The organism is Mesorhizobium sp. B2-3-4 (assembly GCF_006442315.1).
Classification (GTDB): domain Bacteria; phylum Pseudomonadota; class Alphaproteobacteria; order Rhizobiales; family Rhizobiaceae; genus Mesorhizobium.
This window is the reverse complement of sequence record NZ_VFVY01000014.1, coordinates 52247-68549: the sequence shown is the minus strand read 5'-3', so window position 1 is coordinate 68549 and position 16303 is coordinate 52247. Positions and strand designations below refer to the sequence as shown.

The window sequence follows — 16303 nt, the reverse complement described above, 5'->3', positions numbered from 1 at the left end:
TTCAGGGATAAAGCCTCGCCTTGTCCCACCCGCCGGTGGCGTTGCGTGAAAAGACGACGCGATCATGCAGGCGGAATGGCCTGTCGTGCCAGAACTCGATCGTCTTCGGTACGATGCGGAACCCGGACCAGTGCTTTGGCCTCGGGATTTCGCCGATTGCATGACGGGCCGTATATTCGGCGACGGCCTTCTCCAGTGCGAAGCGGCTCTCCAGCGGTCGAGACTGTTTCGAGGCCCAGGCGCCGATACGGCTGCCACGCGGGCGTGTCGCGTAATAGGCGTCGGCTTCGGCGTCGCTGACGATCTCGACCGGACCGCGAATGCGCACCTGGCGGCGCAGCGACTTCCAGTGGAAACACATGGCCGCCTTCATGCTGCCAAGAATTTCCTGGCCCTTGGCGCTCTCGAAATTCGTGTAGAACACAAAGCCGCTTTCATCGAACCCCTTGAGCAGCACCATCCGTACGTCCGGCATGCCCTCGGCATCGACGGTCGCCAGCGCGACGCCGTTGGCATCGTTGATTTCACTCTTGGTGGCGTCGTCCAGCCATGCGGCAAAGAGGCGAAACGGTTCCGCGGCCTCGGTAAAGTCACTGCTTGTTAACTCTGCATCACTCATAGTTTTTCTCAAATTGTCACGAAACCCGGATTTTTGCCGGGCAAAGGGGGATTGCCGATTGTCGCGTATCGCGCAAGCCTTTGACAGCAGGCAATGGAGCGTTATCGCTTCGGCCAGCGCGAAAGCGATGATCGTGTTGGCCGCCCTGCCGCTCGCGGCCTGCGGAGCGGGCGGTTTCAGCCTGGAAAAAGCAGAGGTCGACCGCTCGATCCTGACCTCCAGCACTTCGGCTTCGGCCAAGCCCGCCGATTCGGACCGCGACTCCGATCAGACCACGATCGGCAATGCCGTCTCCTCCGCCGACATCGAGCAACTCGGCGGCCAGGCCGTGCCCTGGGCGAATGCCGGCACCGGCTCGCGCGGTTCCATCACCGAACTGGCCGAATTGAAGGACAGCGGCCAGACATGCCGCCGCTTCAAGGCGTCGCGCGAGAGCTTTGACGGCGTGGCCATGTTCGAGGGCGAACTGTGCCTGGCCAGCGCAGGCGGCTGGCGCATGCAGGGCTTCAAGGCGCTCTGATTTTCCGCTTTTGATATGATGGTCCGCTACTGGAATTTCTTCCTATGCGAGCGCATATAGGAGGCAAGTATGGACTCAACTCATCTCCAGGGCAGGACGCATGCGCGACCCGTATGAGGTTCTGGGCGTTGCAAAGAACGCATCGGCCAAGGACATAAAATCGGCATACCGGAAACTCGCCAAGAAACATCATCCGGACCAGAATCCGAATGATCCCAAGGCGAAGGATCGTTTTGCCGCGGCCAACCAGGCCTATGAGATCGTCGGCGACGAAAAGAGCCGCGCGGCTTTCGATCGCGGCGAGATCGACGCCGACGGCAAACCGCGATTCCAGGGCTTTGAGGGCGCCGCCGGCGGTGGCGATCCCTTTGCCGGGTTTCGCCGGCAGCAGCAGGGCGCCGGCGGCTCGCGATTCGAGTTCCGCTCGGGCCGCCCCGGTGGTGATCCGTTCGACGGCAACAGCGACATCTTCAGCCAGATTTTCGGCGACGCTTTCTCCGGCGCACGCGGTCCAGGCCAGGGTGACCGTCGCCAGCCGGCGACGGCGGCCGATCTCAACGTGACGCTCGACATCACCATCGAGGAAGCGGCCAATGCCGAGAAAGTGACGGCAATGTTCCCTGACGGCCGCAAGGTGGCCGTCAAGCTGCCGGCCTTTGTCGAGGATGGCCAGACAATCCGGCTGAAAGGGCAGGGCGAGCAGGGGCCGGGCCAGCCAGGCGACGCGCTGGTCAAGATCCATATCCGCCGGCATTCGCGCTACCGCATCGAGGGCCGCGACCTGCATGCCGATCTGCCGGTATCGCTGGCGGACGCGGTGCTGGGGGCCAAGGTGCCGGTGGAAACGCCGACCGGTCGGCTCGCGCTCAATATTCCCGCATGGTCCAGTTCGGACAAGGTGCTGCGCCTGAAAGGCAGGGGCCTGCCGGAAAAAGCCGGAGGTCACGGCGATCTCTACGCCCATGTGCGCATCATGTTGCCCGAAGGCGGCGACAATGCTCTCGAAGCAATGTTGCGCGGCCAAAAAGGCTGATCGAGGGCTTTTGTCCCCCGAACTGTCCGGTTTGAGCGCTTGAAGGGGCACTGTGCCTGTGCGATAGGGCTCTCCACAAAGCATATATTCTTGCGGAGAGCACGCACATGGCGGGTGGACAGGGCCTGATGGCCGGCAAGCGCGGCCTGATACTTGGCGTCGCGAACAACAGGTCGATCGCCTTCGGCATCGCCAAGGCGTGCGTCGACCATGGCGGCGAGATCGCGCTGACCTATCAGGGCGAGGCGTTCAAGAAGCGTGTCGAACCGTTGGCGGCGGAACTGGGCGCCTATGTCGCCGGCCATTGCGATGTCACCGATCCGGCAAGCCTGGATGAGGTCTTCGCCAACGTCGCCAAACATTGGGGCAAGCTGGACTTCCTCGTCCACGCCATCGCCTTTTCCGACAAGGACGAGCTGACCGGCCGCTATGTCGAGACGACGCGCGACAATTTCCTGCGCACCATGGACATTTCGGTCTATTCCTTCACCACCATCGCCAAGCGCGCCGAAGCGCTGATGACCGATGGCGGCTCGCTGCTGACGCTGACCTATTACGGCGCCGAGAAGGTGATGCCGCACTACAACGTCATGGGCGTCGCCAAGGCGGCGCTCGAGGCCAGCGTACGCTATCTGGCCGTCGACCTCGGCGCCAAGAAGATCCGCGTCAACGCCATCTCGGCCGGCCCGATCAAGACGCTCGCCGCCTCCGGCATCGGCGATTTCCGCTACATCCTGAAGTGGAACGAATACAATTCGCCGCTGAAGCAGACGGTCACCCAGGAGGAAGTCGGCGATTCCGGCGTCTATTTCTTGTCGGACCTGTCGCGCGGCGTCACCGGCGAGGTGCACCATGTCGATTCCGGCTATCATGTGGTCGGCATGAAGGCGGTCGACGCGCCCGACATTTCCACCATCAAGGAATAAGGCATCCGCCTTTCCGCCTGACCTGGCCAGCCCACGGGAAGACCTGATGTACCCGCTCGTCTACATCGTGCGCCACGGCCAGACGGCGTGGAATGCCGAGTTCCGCCTCCAGGGGCAGGCCGATACCGACCTCAACGTGCTTGGGCGCGAGCAGGCCACCGCGAACGGACGACTTCTGGCCGGGCTGGTCCCCGATCCCGAGGATTTCGATTTCGTCGCCAGTCCGATGAGACGCACGCGCGAGACTATGGAGCGCATCCGCGCCGCCATGAAGCTCGACCCCTGTGCCTATCGAACCGATGTCAGGCTCATCGAGGTCAATTTCGGCGACTGGCAGAGCTTTACCTTCGCCGAACTCGAGCGGCAGTCGCCGGGCGCCAGCCGTTCGCGCGCCCTGGACAAATGGAATTTTCAACCACCCGGCGACGGCGCCGAGAGCTACCAGATGCTGCTCGAACGGGTGAAGCCGAGCTTCGATCACCTGAAACGCAAAGCGGTCTGCGTCACCCATGGCGGGGTCATTCGCACCCTGTTCCGCTTCGTGCTCGGCATGCCGCAGGACCAGGCCGCGAACCTGGAAGTGCCGCAGGACCGCGTGCTCAAGCTCGAAGGCAACAGCCTGGAGTGGCTCTAGGTCGTTCAGCCCGGGCAAATATGCCGAGAGCGCTCAGTGCTTGACTGAGCGCTCTCGGCATTGGTGCAATTCGGGGCGTCAGTTCGTGTCGCTGTCCGGCAACTGCATATCGGTGATGACGTTTTCGCCATTGGTCACGTCATAGGCGATAACGATGTCCATGCCCGGCTTCAGCGAGTCGAGATCGGTCTCGGCGTTCAGCTTGTAGGATTTGCCGTCGTCCAGCGTCAGCGTCAGGGCATCCTTGTCGATCTTCTTGATCAGGCCCTCGGTCTGGCCGGCAAGAGCGGCGGTGGTAAGCAGCAGGGTGGCGGCAACAGCGCCAATCAGGGTACGCATCATCGTCCTCTTTGGTCATTGCGCCGGCTTGGGTGGCGGCGGATCCTCAACGGCGAATGGAAGAAAGCAGAAACCAGCCGAATGTGTCAAAACTTAAACGTCGGGGATGACAGTTTGACCACTGTGGAAAACGCCAATAGAAGGCTGGCTTCAGCCGGCTCGAATGCCGGGCAGGGCGCTTTTGCATGTCTCACAACACGTTCGGCCATCTTTTCCGCGTCACCACATGGGGCGAAAGCCACGGAGCGGCACTGGGCTGCGTTGTCGACGGCTGCCCGCCGGGCATCCGCTTCACGCGCGACGAAATCCAGGCCGAACTCGACAAGCGCCGGCCGGGCCAGTCGCGCTTCGTCACCCAACGGCGCGAACCCGACGAAGTGAAGGTCTTGTCCGGCTTCGTGTTCGACGAGGACGGCGTGACCATGATCACCACCGGCACGCCGGTTTCGATGCTGATCGAGAATGTCGACCAGCGTTCGAAGGATTATGGCGAAATCGCCCGCCAGTTCCGGCCGGGTCATGCCGATTACACCTATGACGTCAAATACGGCATACGCGACTATCGCGGCGGCGGTCGCTCCTCGGCGCGCGAGACGGCGGCGCGCGTGGCCGCCGGGGCGCTTGCCCGCAAGGTCGTCCCAGGCATGGTGGTACGCGGCGCGCTGGTCTCGATGGGCGAGAAATCGATCGATCGCGCCAATTGGAACTGGAACTTCATCGGCGACGCCGAGAACCCGTTCTTCACTCCCGACCCCACATCGGTTCCAATCTTCACGCAGTATCTAGATGGCATCCGCAAGGCGGGCTCTTCGGTCGGCGCGGTCATAGAGATCGTCGCCGACGGCGTACCGCCGGGTCTCGGCGCGCCGATCTATGCCAAGCTCGATCAGGATATCGCCTCCGGCCTGATGTCCATCAACGCGGTCAAGGGCGTCGAGATCGGCAATGGTTTCGAGGCCGCCCGCATCACCGGCGAACAGAACGCCGACGAGATGCGCATGGGCAATGACGGCAGACCCGTGTTCCTGTCCAACAATGCCGGCGGCATCCTTGGCGGCATTTCGACCGGCCAGGAGATCGTCGCGCGCTTTGCCGTCAAGCCGACCTCGTCGATCCTGACGCCGCGAAAGTCGATCGACAAGGACGGCCACGATGTCGAGGTGATGACCAAGGGCCGCCACGACCCCTGCGTCGGCATCCGCGCCGTGCCGATCGGCGAGGCCATGGTCGCCTGCGCGATCGCAGATCATTATCTGCGGCATCGAGGACAGACGGGGAAGGGAATAGGCAGTAGGGAATAGGCAGTAGGCCGCCCGAGACAGCCTTTCTTTTCCCTACTGACCTACTCCCTATTCCTGCGAGCGAAGCGAGCACTCCCATGCCTTACGACCAGAAGAAGATCGTCGAAGCCATCCGCGCCTTTGAGCGCGGCGAGATCGTCGTCGTCATGGACGATGACGGGCGTGAGAACGAGGGCGACCTGATCGTTGCCGCCGTCCATTGCACGCCGGAGAAGATGGCTTTCATCATCCGCAACACGTCGGGCATCGTCTGCACGCCGATGCCGCGCGAGGAGGCCAAGCGCCTCAACCTTGCGCCGATGGTCGCCGACAATGATTCCGCGCACACCACCGCCTTCACCGTCAGCGTCGACTTCAAGCACGGCACGACAACGGGCATTTCGGCCGACGACCGCACGCTGACCGTGCGCAATCTGGCCAACGGCAATGTCGGCGCCTCCGACTTCGTCCGCCCCGGTCACATCTTCCCGCTCATCGCGCGCGAAGGCGGCGTCTTGATGCGCTCGGGCCATACCGAGGCGGCGGTCGATCTTTGCAAGCTCGCCGGACTGCCGCCGATCGGCGTCATTTCTGAACTGGTCAATGACGACGGCACCGTCAAGCGCGGTCCGCAGGTGCAGGCTTTCGCCGAAGAGCATGGTCTGAAGCAGGTTTCGGTCGCCGATCTCATCGCCTACCGGCAGCGCAAGGAAACGCTGGTCGAGCGTGTAGCCTGCTCCGAAATCGACACGCTGGGCGGCAAGGCGCAGGTTTTCACCTACACGCTGCCATGGGACACGATGCACCACGTCGCCGTCGTCTTCGGCGATATCCGCGACGGCGAGGACGTGCCGGTCCGGCTGCATTCCGAGGATGTGGTAACCGATGTGTTCGGCACCAGCCACCGGCTGGACGCCATCATGAAGGCGATGGGCGAGCGCAAGCGCGGCGTCATCGTCTATCTCAGGGAAGGCTCGGTCGGCGTCGCCCACCAGGAGCGCAAGCGTCCGCAGTCGGGCGACCGCGAGGACCATGAAGAGGCGCGCCGGCGCGAGAGCGAATGGCGCGAGATCGGCCTTGGGGCCCAGATCCTGAAAGATCTCGGCATCTCCTCGATCAATCTGATCGCCTCGCGCGAACGCCATTATGTCGGCTTGGAAGGGTTCGGCATACACATCGCCAAGACCGAGATTATGTAGTTGGCCGGAAGCCCGCGACGTCGTCATCCTTGGGTCTGCGCTCCGCTTCGCCCGTGGATGACGAGGTCGCGCTGGCTCAAGCCATTCCGACCGCAATCACTCAGCAGGCACGGCGGCCGCGTCGCATCCTTCGAGGTCGCATTTCTGGGTGGCGAGGCTGCGTTGGCCGAGCAACACCGTGATCAGTGCTACAAGGCCCGATGCCACCGAGACCCAGAACCCGTTCTGGGCGCCGAACGCGTCCACCACCGCGCCGGCGGCGAAGGAACCCAGCGCCATGCCGATGCCGATGCCGGTCATCACCCAGGTGATGCCTTCGGTCAGCATCGCTTCCGGCACATGGCGCTCGATCAGGCCGAAGGCGGTGATGAAAGTTGGCGAGATCGCCACGCCGCTGATGAACACGGTCAGCGCCAGCAGCGGCACCGAACCGGCGGTGAGCGGCAAAAGCGTGCCCAGCGCGACCAGGGCGACCGCGATTGCCAACTGGCGCTGCAGCGGCGCCTGCAGATTGAGGGCGCCGACGATGATGCCGAGCACGAAGGATCCCAGCGCATAGACGCCGATGACGAGACTGGCGGCGCCCGGCTGGCCGAGTTCCTTGGTGATCGCCACGGTGCTCACCTCCGTCGTGGCGAAGGTCGCGCCGATGAAGATCAGCGCAAGAGTGATGATCTGCACCGGACGCAGCCGGATTGCCGAACCGCTGGTGACAGGGTCCACCGGCCGCACCTGCGGCTCGGTCGAGCGCTGCAGGATGAAAGCCGTCGAACCGATAGCGAGGAGCACGGTGCTGACCAGAACGCCGGCTTCGGGAAAGAGGCCCGCGCTGAGCCCCACCGACAATGAGGCGCCGGCGATATAAACCAGTTCGTCCGCCGCCGATTCGAAGGCGAAAGCGGTGTTCATCTGCGGCTGCCCCCTGAAAATCTCCGTCCAGCGAGCGCGCACCATTGCCGGCATGCTGGGCATGGCCGCGGCCGCCAGCGCCGAGACGAACAGCGTCCAGACCGGCCAATCCTGATTGGCCGCCGCGATCAGAACCGCGAAGGCGATCACGGTGATGATGGTGGTGGGGACCACGATGCGCGTCTGGCCAAGGCGGTCCACCAGCCTCGATATCTGCGGCGCCACGAAGGCGTTACCCAGCGCGAACGTCGCGGAAACCGCGCCGGCCAGCCAGTATTCGCCCCGCGTCTGCGACAACATCGCCACGATGCCGATCGGAGCCATGGCAATCGGCAGCCGCGCCATGAAGCCAGCGGCCGCAAAGCCCTTGGCCCCAGGGGCACGGAAGATTTCGGCATAGGGGTTCTGCATGATCTGGTTCCTCGACAAACGGTGAACTGACAATTACATACGAGACGTATAAGTGTTAGATAAATCATACGTCGCGTATGTCAATTGGCATACGCAACGTATGTAGATGAGGCCAGAGCCATGCACCGACCGCGCAAGGAGATGATTGCGGAGACGCGCGCCAAGCTGATCGCGGCGGCGCGTCAGGCTTTCGGCACGATCGGTTATGCCGAAGCGTCGATGGACGATTTCACCGCTTCGGCGGGACTGACGCGCGGCGCGCTCTATCATCACTTCGGCGACAAGAAAGGACTTCTGGAGGCGGTCATCGCCGAGATCGACGCGGAAATGGCCGCCCGGGTGAACGAGGTCGCGTCTCGGGCGCCGACCCGCTGGCAGCATTTCGTCGACGAATGCACGACCTACATCGAAATGGCCTTGGAACCGGAAATCCAGCGCATCATGTTCCGGGATGGCCCGGCCGTGTTGGGCGATCCGGCGCAATGGTCGAATGCCAATGCATGCGTCGGTTCAATGACCGATCATCTGACCGCGCTGCAACGGGAAGGAGTGGTCGTGCCGAGCCTCGATCCAGAGACCGCCGCTCGGCTGATCAATGGTGCGAGCAGCCAGGCCTCGCAGCGAATCGCCAATTCGAGCGATCCCGAAGCAACGTCGAGGAAGGTGGTTGTCGCCTTCAAGCAATTGCTCGAAGGCCTGCTCAGAAAGCCGCCAAGCGCGTCTGAGCCGAACCGCGATGAGGGTCTCGGGACGGTCCGCAATTGACATCGGCGGGTTTGAGCGCATCCTCCCCAGCCATCTCTGAGGGGGAGATTCGGAGCATGTGGGATTTCGATATCGGCAGGTCGGTGTCCATCATGATGCGGACCTGGCCTTTCATTGTCTTTCGCATGATCGTCTATTTCGGCATCACGCTGGCCTACATCATGGCCACCGGCACGGGCGCTTCCGTCGGTTATGGCGTTGGCCATATCTCCACTGATCCGGACGGCCCGCTGTCCTTTGCCCTGTGGGGCGGGGTGGTCGGCTTCGGCGTCGTTTCGATCGCCGTCTACTGGCTGCGCGAATACATCCTCTATGTCGTCAAGGCAGGCCACATCGCCGTCATGGTCCATCTCATCGACGGTCATGACGTTCCCGACGGCCAGAACCAGATCGCCTATGCAAAAGAGGTCGTGACCGAGCGCTTCGCCGAGGCCAATATCCTTTTCGTCGTCGACCAGCTGGTCAAGGGCGCCATCCGCGCCATCACCGGCCTGCTTGGCGGCATCGCCGCCTTCCTGCCCATTCCGGGGCTGAGCGGCCTCGTCTCCTTCATCAACACGGTAATCCGCCTGTCGCTGACCTATGTCGACGAGATCATCCTCGGCTATAACATCCGCATCAACTCGTCCTCGCCCTTCGAAACCGCGCGCCAGGGCGTCGTGCTCTACGCCCAGAACGGCAAGACCATGGTCAAGAACGCCGTCTGGCTGGCGGTCATCATGTGGGTGGTGTCGTTTGTGATCTTCCTGCTGATGCTGGCGCCTGCCGGCGCCATTCTGTTCATGATGCCCGGGCAGCTTGCCGGCTGGGCCTTTGTGCTGGCGATCGTCTTTGCCTGGGCCTTCAAGGCGGCCTTTATCGAGCCCTTCGCCATCGCTTGCCTGATGCAGGTCTATTTCAAGACCATCGAGGGCCAGGTGCCGGATCCGCAGTGGGATCAGCGGCTGGCCGAAGCGTCCTCCAAGTTCAGGGAATTGAAGGACAAGGCGCTGGCCTCCTTCGGCGGCTCGCGCTGGGGCACGGCCGGCGCGACACGCTGACCGTGCGGCTCGGCCTCAACGGACTTGAGGCGTGCGACGGTTGATTTCAGCGGCGCTTCGCCTTGCCCGCGATACGTTTCGCTCATGATCAGCTCGGGCAGCGGCAGCCGCTGTCCCCATCCATGCGTCTCGAGATCCGGCCTAGGCGCGAACTGCGAAACCCGGCCGACGCAGAGATAGGCGACCGGCGTCACATGCCCGGGGATGGACAGCAGGGCTTTCAGGGCGTGGGCCTCGATGATGCTGACCCAGCCGACACCGACGCCTTCGGCGCGCGCCGCCAGCCAGAAATTCTGCACCGCGCAGACCGTGCTGTAGAGATCCATTTCCGGATTGTGCCAGCGGCCCAGCGGCGAGCCTTTCGAGCGCTCGCGGTCGCAGGTGATGCAGATGTTGAGCGCGCTTTCGCTGATGCCTTCCAGCTTGAGCTTGCGATAGAGCGCCTGACGCTCCGCCTCCATTTCAGGAAGTTCCTGCTCTCGCGCCGCCAGGAACAGGTCGCGTACCTTTTCACGGCGTGCGACATCGCGAATGACGATGAAATTCCATGGCTGCATGAAGCCGACCGAGGGCGCGTGATGGGCGGCAAGCAGCAGCCGCGCCAGTACCTCGTCGTCGATCGCCTCCGATGTGAAATGGCTTCGCACATCGCGCCGCGTAAACATGGCGCGATAGACGGCGTCGCGCGCCTTCTGGTCAAATCCGTCGCCCGTGGGAGCGGTCATGGCTTCCGGCATCGCGTGTCCCCTTGCGATTGCAATCCGTGATATCCGCCTGACCATGCGGATATCGATGCCTGCCAGGCCGGTCTTCTGGCTCGGGATCAATCCGCCTCCGGTGCCTTCCCGTCATCGACAGTGGCATTTACCGGCGCGGTCCCCCTTACAGCGTTGGGCACGCCACGGAATCAAACCGTGTTCCCGATTCTCCCGACAGAACACTTGCCGCGCCAAGTGGTACACTTGGCGCCGCAGGATGCGGCTAGAACAAACAGACCGGCGGGCACCAGGCAGTGGCGGCGACCTTACGCCGAAGCGCCGGGAACGCCAATGCCCGTTGCGACGCGAATGGACGCAGGCGTGATTTTCCCCAGCGATCAAGGCGTCGCGCATGGCCTTTGCGCCGTCGCGGCACTAGATAGGGAATATGGCCACCCGTCTCTACACGCACCCGATCTTCCTCGATCACCTCACCCCGCCCGGTCATCCCGAGCGGCCGGATCGCCTGCGCGCCATCGAGCGCGTGCTCGACGACGAAGCTTTTTCAGCGCTTGATCGGGTCAAGGCGCCGGAAGGTGACGAAGCCACCATCCTTTACGCGCACCCGCAAGATTTTGTTGCCCGTGTTCGCGCGGCCATTCCCGAAGAGGGCATTGCCCGCATCGATGCCGATACCACGGCCAGCCCGAAGAGCTGGCAGGCGGTGATCACGGCGATCGGGGCCGCCAATGCTGCCGTCGACGATGTTTTTGCCGGCCGCGCCGACAATGTCTTCGTCGCCGCGCGGCCGCCCGGTCACCATGCCGAAAAGACCACAGCAATGGGCTTCTGCTTCTTCAACACGGCGGCGATCGCCGCCCGCTACGCGCAGAAGAAGCACGGCGCCGAGCGCGTCGCCGTCGTCGACTGGGACGTGCATCACGGCAATGGGACGCAGGATATCTTCTGGGACGATCCCTCGGTGCTCTATTGCTCGACGCACCAGATGCCGCTCTATCCCGGCACCGGCGCGAAGACAGAGACCGGCGCAGGCAACATCGTCAATGCGCCGCTTGCGCCGCAGACCGGCAGCGAGGTTTTCCGCGATGCGTTCCTGTCGCGCGTGCTGCCGTCGATCGACAACTTTGCCCCCGATCTGATCATCATTTCGGCCGGCTTCGACGCGCATCACCGCGATCCGCTGGCCGAGATCAATCTGACCGAGGATGATTTCGACTGGGCGACCGGCCAGTTGATGCAGCGCGCGGCGCGTCATAGCGGCAACCGGCTCGTCAGCCTGCTCGAGGGCGGCTACGATCTGCAGGGATTGGCATTTTCGGTCGCCGCCCATGTCGGGCGACTGATGAAAGGATGAATGATGGCTGGTGAAACCAACGAAGACGTCAAGGCGATGAGCTTCGAACAGGCACTCGACGCGCTGGAGAAGATCGTCGATGATCTGGAGCGCGGCGATGTGCCGCTCGACCAGTCGATAAGGATCTATGAGCGCGGCGAGGCGCTGAAGGCGCATTGCGACCGGCTGCTGAAGGCCGCCGAGGACAAGGTCGAGAAGATCAGGCTGTCGCGCGACGGCAAGCCGGTGGGAACGGAGCCGCTCGACGCTGAGTAGTTTGGTGGGCAGAGCAAACAGGTAAGGAGTTCAAGCCATGTGCCGCAACATCAAGACCCTGGCCAATTTCGAGCCGCCGGCGACCAATGACGAGGTGCATGACGCGGCACTTCAGTTCGTCCGCAAGCTGAGCGGTTCAACCAAGCCTTCCAAGCGCAACGAGCATGCTTTCCACCATGCGGTCGAGGCGATCGCTGCCATCGCGCGCGAGCTGATCGACACGCTCGAAACCAACCAGGAACCGCGCAACCGCGAGGAAGAGGCGGCCAAGGCGAAAGCCAGGTCGGCGCTGCGTTTCGCCTGAGGGCTGGCCCATGAGCTTCTTTCCCGGAAACGATCCCGAGCCCGGCGACGCTTTCGCCTGCGACCAGATCGAGTTGATGGTCATTCCGAACGCCAAGGACATTGGCGGCTTCGAGGTGCGTCGCGCGCTGCCGACGGCGAAACGCCGGCTGGTCGGGCCGTTCATCTTTTTCGACCGCATGGGCCCGGCCATCTTGCGTGCCGGCACCGCGCTCGATGTACGTCCGCATCCGCATATCGGGCTTTCGACCGTCACCTATCTGTTCGACGGCAAGATCAGACACAGGGACTCGCTCGGCACCGAAATGGTGATCGCGCCGGGCGACGTGAACCTGATGACGGCAGGCCGCGGCATCGTCCATTCGGAGCGCACGCCGCAGGAATTGCGCGGCGCGCCGATGTCGATCTCCGGTCTGCAGACCTGGCTGGCCTTGCCGGACGGCAAGGAAGAGATTGCTCCGATATTCGAGAACACCGCTGCGATCCGCCTGCCGGAAATCGATGCTGAAGGCATTGGCGGCCGCGTCGTCATCGGCGAATTTTCAGGGCTGCGCTCGCCGGTCTCGGCTGCCTCCGACACGCTCTACGCCGACCTGCGGCTCGCGGCCGGCGCCAGCGTGAAAATCCCGGCAGATGCCGAGGAGCGTGCCATCTATACGCTGGAGGGCGAGGTTTCGATCGCCGGCGACCGTTTCCCGGCCGAGCGGCTCCTGGTGTTCAAGCCGGGCGAGGAGATCGTCGTTTCGTCCGAACGCGGTGCGCACTTCATGTTGTTCGGCGGCGCTTCGCTCGGTTCCAAACGCTACATCTGGTGGAATTTCGTTTCGTCATCGAAGGAGCGCATCGAGCAGGCCAAGCAGGAATGGAAGACCGGCCGCTTCGATATCGTTCCTGGAGATGTGGAAGAGTTCATCCCGCTGCCGGAAAACTGATGCATGTTGCCCAAAAGTGGCACGGTTCTGGGATCACGACATGCATAAAAACAAGGGAATATCGCCCAAAAGCGGCCCGGTTTCGGGGCCACGATATGCATGAAAGCAAGGACTTGAAAGCGCGGACATAAGCTGTTTCGACGCATTGTCATTTTGAGATCGGGGCCGCGTCACCGACACGCATTTACTTTCGCCGGCCGGCGGCCTATCCCGCCGATGAACAGAAAGCCTGGGTGCCCGTGAACGCAACGCCGCATACGCCGCTTCTCGACAAGGTCCGCATCCCGGCCGACCTGCGCTCGCTGGCCGAGAGCGAATTGCCGCAACTGGCATCCGAACTTCGCGCCGAACTGATCGACGCGGTCTCCCGTACCGGCGGCCATCTCGGTGCCGGCCTCGGCGTGGTCGAACTGACGGTGGCGCTGCACTATGTCTTCAACACGCCTGACGATCGCCTGATCTGGGATGTCGGCCACCAGGCCTACCCCCACAAGATCCTGACCGGCCGCCGCGACCGTATCCGCACGCTGCGCCAGGAAGGCGGCCTTTCCGGCTTCACCCGCCGTGCCGAGAGCGAATACGACCCCTTCGGTGCCGCCCACTCCTCGACATCGATCTCGGCGGGTCTCGGCATGGCCGCTGCTCGCGACCTCTCCGCCGGCCGCAACAATGTCATCGCCGTCATCGGTGACGGCGCCATGTCGGCCGGCATGGCCTATGAAGCGATGAACAATGCCGGCGCGCTCGATGCGCGGCTCATCGTCATCCTCAACGACAACGACATGTCGATCGCTCCGCCGACCGGCGCCATGAGCGCCTATCTGGCGCGGCTCGCCTCCGGCAAGGCCTATGTCGGCCTGCGCGATTTCGGCAAGAAACTGACCTCCTATCTGGGAAAGCGGGCCGATCGCGCCATTACCAGGGCGGTTGAGCATGCACGCGGCTACGTCACCGGCGGCACGTTGTTCGAGGAGCTCGGCTTCTATCACATCGGTCCGATCGACGGGCACAATCTGGAGCACCTGATCCCGGTGCTGAAAAATGTCCGCGACAATGGCAAGGGCCCGGTGCTGATCCATGTCGTCACCCAGAAGGGCAAGGGCTATGCGCCGGCGGAAGCCGCCGCCGACAAATATCACGGCGTCAACAAATTCGACGTCATCACCGGCGCGCAGGCCAAGGCGCCTGCCAATGCGCCCGCCTACACCAGGGTGTTCGCCGAAAGCCTGATCCAGGAGGCCCGCGAGGACGACCGCATCGTCGCTGTCACCGCCGCCATGCCGACCGGCACCGGCCTCGATCTGTTCGGCGAAATATTCCCGTCACGAACCTTCGATGTCGGCATCGCCGAACAGCATGCGGTCACGTTCGCCGCTGGCCTGGCGACGGAAGGCTACAAGCCCTTCGCCGCGATCTATTCGACCTTCCTGCAGCGCGCCTACGACCAGGTCGTCCACGATGTGGCGATCCAGAAACTGCCCGTGCGTTTCCCCATCGATCGCGCCGGCTTCGTCGGCGCCGACGGCGCCACTCATTGCGGCGCCTTCGACACCACCTTCCTGGCGAGCCTGCCGGGCTTCGTCGTCATGGCGGCGGCCGACGAGGCGGAACTGCGCCACATGGTGCGCACCGCTGCCGGCTATGATGACGGCCCGATCGCCTTCCGCTACCCGCGCGGCAATGGCGTCGGTGTCGACATGCCGGAGCGCGGTGTCATGCTGGAGATCGGCAAGGGCCGCATCGTCAGGGAGGGCACCAAGGTCGCCCTGCTGTCCTTTGGCACGCGCCTGCAGGACTGCCTGATCGCGGCGGAGGAGCTCGGCGCCGCCGGGCTTTCCACCACCGTGGCGGACGCCCGTTTCGCCAAGCCGCTCGATGAGGATATGGTCCGGCGGCTGGCCCGCTCGCATGAGGTTCTGGTGACGGTCGAGGAGGGCGCCATCGGCGGCTTCGCCAGCCACGCGCTGCAGTTCCTTGCCCATGAAGGGCTGCTGGAAAGCGGCCTGAAGGTGCGTCCGCTGGTGCTGCCGGATACGTTCACCGACCACGCCAAACCAGAAAAGATGTATGCCGATGCCGGGCTGGATTCGGCCGGCATCGTGCGCACCGTCTTTGCCGCGCTGGGGCGCGACAGCCACGCCCAGCGCGCCTGAATCAAAATCTCAAATGCCTGAATCATTTTGCCGGCTTGATTTCGTAACGCCTTGTTAACGCTGTCGTTTGGCGTTTCGCTTACCGTGTCCCTTGGCCGTTTCTCAACGGCGCCCTGCTAAATCACGGGCAGGCAGGGAGACAACGAGAATGAAGACGCTTCTGTGCGGCGTGGCAGTTTTGGCCGTGACGGCCGCATCGGCCTCTGCCGAAACGCCCTACGACCGGAACCTTGAAAAGGCGGCGGTCGGCATCGTCGCCGGCAAGATGGGCGATATCAGGGGCGGCTTTTCTTACAGGCAGGTACCGCAGCTGGTGGTCGTGCCGGACGCCGCCCCTCGGCCCGCAGTTACGGCCGAGCGTCCGCGCGAACAGGCTTCAGGGAACACGGACGATGGTCTGTCCCCGGCCGTCGAACGCCAGGGTTCACGCACCATCTTCTAGAACCACATGTCGCGCACGCAGCGACCATCGCGCGGCAGGTCGCCATATGTGTCGAGGCCATCGAAATGGTCGATCGGCAAGTCGGCGACGGCCTCGGGCGGCGCCAGCCGCACATTGACGGCGATGCGTCTTCGGCCGGAGTTACCGGCGCGCAAGCCTCGCCAGGCGAGTACGCATGCGCAGGTCGGGCAGAACAGGATTTCGAGCGACGGATCGTCCTTTCCAGCGCGCGTATAGCTTGCCACCGGTCCCGAAACGTGAATGCGCTCATCGACATAATCATAAGCCCAGAGCGTGCCATAGCGGCGGCAAAGCGTGCAGTTGCAAGCCGTGATCGGTCCCGGGTCGCCTTCCAGCGTCCAATGGGCAGAACCGCAGTGGCAGATTCCCGTCAGCATTCATTCTCTCTTCAGGTTCCGGCACGGAGGGCTCCGCTGCTGGACTGGCATTTTGCCGGACCCGGTGCGATC

19 protein-coding genes and 1 riboswitch are annotated in these 16303 nt (G+C 63.4%); of the genes, 14 read left to right on the top strand and 5 right to left on the bottom strand.

All coding sequences use genetic code 11. From position 1 onward, the window contains the following. Window position 1 precedes the first annotated feature (1 nt). Complete coding sequence (gene pdxH / locus FJ967_RS20550) at window positions 2-619, bottom strand: pyridoxamine 5'-phosphate oxidase (protein WP_140733653.1); 618 nt, start codon at window positions 617-619, stop codon at window positions 2-4. A 58-nt stretch (window positions 620-677) separates the two neighbouring features. On the opposite strand from pdxH, the gene FJ967_RS20545 reads away from it, so the two are divergent. From FJ967_RS20545 to FJ967_RS20530, 4 genes are all read left to right on the top strand, one after another. After that, complete coding sequence (locus tag FJ967_RS20545; RefSeq protein ID WP_140733652.1) at window positions 678-1139, top strand: RT0821/Lpp0805 family surface protein; 462 nt, start codon at window positions 678-680, stop codon at window positions 1137-1139. Window positions 1140-1239: 100 nt separating this feature from the next. Continuing rightward, entirely contained in the window at window positions 1240-2172 is a 933-nt protein-coding gene (locus FJ967_RS20540) for a J domain-containing protein (protein WP_140733651.1), read from the top strand. A gap of 107 nt (window positions 2173-2279) precedes the next feature. Beyond that, complete coding sequence (gene fabI / locus FJ967_RS20535) at window positions 2280-3098, top strand: enoyl-ACP reductase FabI (RefSeq protein WP_140733650.1); 819 nt, start codon at window positions 2280-2282, stop codon at window positions 3096-3098. 46 nt (window positions 3099-3144) lie between these two features. After that, window positions 3145-3732: a histidine phosphatase family protein gene (locus FJ967_RS20530; protein WP_140733649.1), complete on the top strand. Its 588-nt coding sequence runs from the start codon at window positions 3145-3147 to the stop codon at window positions 3730-3732. A 78-nt stretch (window positions 3733-3810) separates the two neighbouring features. Here FJ967_RS20530 and FJ967_RS20525 read toward each other — a convergent pair whose 3' ends face one another. Further along, complete coding sequence (locus FJ967_RS20525; protein WP_140733648.1) at window positions 3811-4071, bottom strand: DUF1344 domain-containing protein; 261 nt, start codon at window positions 4069-4071, stop codon at window positions 3811-3813. 185 nt (window positions 4072-4256) lie between these two features. Here FJ967_RS20525 and aroC point away from each other — a divergent pair, with 185 nt between their 5' ends. Together aroC and ribB are read left to right on the top strand one after the other, a co-directional pair. After that, complete coding sequence (aroC, locus tag FJ967_RS20520; protein ID WP_140733647.1) at window positions 4257-5372, top strand: chorismate synthase; 1116 nt, start codon at window positions 4257-4259, stop codon at window positions 5370-5372. 77 nt (window positions 5373-5449) lie between these two features. After that, the gene (gene ribB, locus FJ967_RS20515) at window positions 5450-6550 is read left to right on the top strand and encodes a 3,4-dihydroxy-2-butanone-4-phosphate synthase (RefSeq protein ID WP_140733646.1); all 1101 of its coding nucleotides are present in this window, start codon (window positions 5450-5452) and stop codon (window positions 6548-6550) included. Window positions 6551-6646: 96 nt separating this feature from the next. Here ribB and FJ967_RS20510 read toward each other — a convergent pair whose 3' ends face one another. Next, entirely contained in the window at window positions 6647-7870 is a 1224-nt protein-coding gene (locus tag FJ967_RS20510; protein ID WP_140733645.1) for an MFS transporter, read from the bottom strand. A gap of 120 nt (window positions 7871-7990) precedes the next feature. Between FJ967_RS20510 and FJ967_RS20505 the strand changes: the two genes are divergently transcribed. Continuing rightward, window positions 7991-8635 (top strand): TetR/AcrR family transcriptional regulator, encoded by a 645-nt coding sequence (locus FJ967_RS20505; RefSeq protein WP_140733644.1) that lies wholly within the window; start codon window positions 7991-7993, stop codon window positions 8633-8635. Between the two features lie 56 nt (window positions 8636-8691). After that, window positions 8692-9675 (top strand): hypothetical protein, encoded by a 984-nt coding sequence (locus tag FJ967_RS20500; RefSeq protein ID WP_140733643.1) that lies wholly within the window; start codon window positions 8692-8694, stop codon window positions 9673-9675. Here FJ967_RS20500 and bluB read toward each other — a convergent pair. Then, a complete protein-coding gene (gene bluB, locus FJ967_RS20495) occupies window positions 9573-10400 on the bottom strand; it encodes a 5,6-dimethylbenzimidazole synthase (RefSeq protein ID WP_246675324.1) in 828 nt (275 codons plus the stop codon). The two genes, FJ967_RS20500 and bluB, sit on opposite strands and share 103 nt — an antisense overlap. 59 nt (window positions 10401-10459) lie before the next feature. Next, window positions 10460-10635: riboswitch (cobalamin riboswitch) on the bottom strand. Between the two features lie 186 nt (window positions 10636-10821). On the opposite strand from bluB, the gene FJ967_RS20490 reads away from it, so the two are divergent. The 6 genes from FJ967_RS20490 (at window position 10822) to FJ967_RS20465 (ending at window position 15833) form a co-directional block, all read left to right on the top strand. Continuing rightward, a complete protein-coding gene (locus FJ967_RS20490) occupies window positions 10822-11748 on the top strand; it encodes a histone deacetylase family protein (RefSeq protein ID WP_140733641.1) in 927 nt (308 codons plus the stop codon). Between the two features lie 3 nt (window positions 11749-11751). After that, window positions 11752-12003 (top strand): exodeoxyribonuclease VII small subunit, encoded by a 252-nt coding sequence (locus FJ967_RS20485; protein ID WP_115139957.1) that lies wholly within the window; start codon window positions 11752-11754, stop codon window positions 12001-12003. 37 nt (window positions 12004-12040) lie between these two features. Further along, window positions 12041-12307, top strand: coding sequence for a DUF2277 domain-containing protein (locus FJ967_RS20480; RefSeq protein WP_140733640.1), 267 nt, complete (start codon window positions 12041-12043; stop codon window positions 12305-12307). A gap of 10 nt (window positions 12308-12317) precedes the next feature. Then, window positions 12318-13238, top strand: a complete 921-nt coding sequence (locus FJ967_RS20475; RefSeq protein ID WP_140733639.1) for a pirin family protein — start codon at window positions 12318-12320, stop codon at window positions 13236-13238. Between the two features lie 239 nt (window positions 13239-13477). Next, on the top strand, window positions 13478-15391 hold the full coding sequence (dxs, locus tag FJ967_RS20470; protein WP_140733761.1) for a 1-deoxy-D-xylulose-5-phosphate synthase: 1914 nt from the start codon (window positions 13478-13480) through the stop codon (window positions 15389-15391). 148 nt (window positions 15392-15539) lie between these two features. Next, window positions 15540-15833, top strand: a complete 294-nt coding sequence (locus FJ967_RS20465) for a hypothetical protein (RefSeq protein WP_140733638.1) — start codon at window positions 15540-15542, stop codon at window positions 15831-15833. On the opposite strand, the gene FJ967_RS20460 is transcribed toward FJ967_RS20465, so the two are convergent. Next, window positions 15830-16231: a GFA family protein gene (locus FJ967_RS20460; protein ID WP_140733637.1), complete on the bottom strand. Its 402-nt coding sequence runs from the start codon at window positions 16229-16231 to the stop codon at window positions 15830-15832. The two genes, FJ967_RS20465 and FJ967_RS20460, sit on opposite strands and share 4 nt — an antisense overlap. Window positions 16232-16303: the final 72 nt, after the last annotated feature.